The organism is Streptomyces phytophilus, from assembly GCF_013870535.1.
GTDB lineage: Bacteria > Actinomycetota > Actinomycetes > Streptomycetales > Streptomycetaceae > Streptomyces > Streptomyces phytophilus.
The window spans coordinates 1-1159 of the sequence record NZ_JACBXC010001616.1 but is presented as its reverse complement, the minus strand read 5'-3'; the positions used below and the strand labels follow the sequence as shown (position 1 = coordinate 1159).

The window sequence follows — 1159 nt, the reverse complement described above, 5'->3', positions numbered from 1 at the left end:
GCCCGGCGGGCGGTGGGTCTTGCTGGCCAGCACCGCCGCCTGTATCCGGCGCTCCACGCCCAGCTTGGCCAGCAGCCGGGAGATGTGGTTCTTCACCGTCTTCTCCGACAGGTAGAGCCGCTGGCCGATCTGCCGGTTCGTCAGGCCCTCGCCGATCAGCTCCAGCACGTCGAGTTCTCGCGGCGACAGCCCGGCGAGCACCTCGCTCCCCGGCGCGGAAGCGGGGTCCTCGCGGCGGAGGTTCGTCATCAGCCGGGCGGTGGTGGCGGGGTCGAGCATGGACTGCCCGGACGCCACGGTCCGTACCGCCGAGACCAGGTCGCCGCCCTTGATCTGCTTGAGCACGTATCCGGAGGCGCCCGCCATGATCGCGTCAAGCAGCGCGTCGTCGTCGTCGAACGACGTCAGCATCAGGCACGCCAGGTCCGGCATCCGCGAGCGCAGCTCGCGGCAGACCCCGATCCCGTCGCCGTCCGGCAGCCGCACGTCCAGCACGGCGACGTCGGGCCGCAGCGCGGGCCCGCGGGCGAGCGCCTGGGCGAACGTGCCCGCCTCGCCCGCCACTTCGATGCCGGGCTCGGACTCCAGCAGGTCGCGCAGGCCGCGCCGGACCACCTCGTGGTCGTCGACGAGGAAGACCCTGATGGGGCGGGCGGCCGAGAATTGCCTTTCCACTGTCACGTCGGCACCTTTCAGCTCCTGCTCGGCTGGCTCGATCGTCCTCGGCCGGCCGTACTGCGGGGTAGGGCCGAACGGGCCCATGACCGGCACGTCCGGGGCACCCGGATGCTACGACCCGGGCGGGCACGTCCGCCCGGTTCTCGCCGGAACGGGCCGGAAGTGCGACAGTCGGTGGGAGAGGGCCTTCACCCGGCCGGTAGGGAAAGCGGATTGGGGGTGCCGATGGCCGCGGACGCGGGCGCGGGACGCGAGAGCTACCGCCCGGTACGCAGAGTGTGGAGCCGGCGCAACCCCTTCCGGCGGCGTACGGACGTACTGGAGGGCTGGGCGACGGTCGGCGCCGTCACCCTGTTCGCCCTCGGCGGCACCGCCGCCGCCTGGGGCGCGGGGGCCGCCGTGCACGAGGAGTTGAGCAGCCGCGGCACGGAGCGGCAGCGGACGACGGCCGTGCTGGTGCGGGACGCGCCGCCGCTGACGA

The 1159-nt window shown here is 73.5% G+C and carries 1 protein-coding gene and 1 pseudogene; one reads left to right on the top strand and one right to left on the bottom strand.

Features of this window, described 5'->3' with window-relative positions:
• Nucleotides 1-681 (bottom strand): response regulator (locus H5J30_RS34655; protein WP_181791773.1); only part of this gene is annotated, 681 nt, incomplete at its 3' end.
• A 222-nt stretch (nt 682-903) separates the two neighbouring features.
• Here H5J30_RS34655 and H5J30_RS34650 point away from each other — a divergent pair.
• Nucleotides 904-1159, top strand: a pseudogene (locus tag H5J30_RS34650) (hypothetical protein); the annotation flags it as partial.